The 237-nt window shown below is 67.5% G+C and carries 1 pseudogene; it reads right to left on the minus strand.

Going from position 1 to position 237, the window contains the following annotated elements:
* Positions 1-237: pseudogene (locus tag SB765_RS33560) on the minus strand (serine hydrolase); the annotation flags it as partial.

A 237-nucleotide genomic window follows, 5' to 3' on the forward strand; every position in this document is an offset into this window, starting at 1 on the left:
GTATCGCCCAGGCCGTAGCCGTTGCCGGCCAGCACCGCATGGGCGTTGTCGATGGGCAGCAGGATGTAGTCGGTCAGCGGCTCGCCGTGCAATTGGCCGCGAATCACCAGGAAACCGTCCTCCTGGCGCACGCTGATGCCACTCAATGGCGCGTCGGGTTCATGGCTGCTGAGCACCTGGTAGGTGCCGACCGTGTTGGCCCACGCGGCGGACAAGGGCGGCGGCTCGATGCGCTCG

Origin of the sequence: Pseudomonas sp. SIMBA_067 (assembly GCF_046534675.1) — a bacterium.
GTDB lineage: Bacteria > Pseudomonadota > Gammaproteobacteria > Pseudomonadales > Pseudomonadaceae > Aquipseudomonas > Aquipseudomonas putida.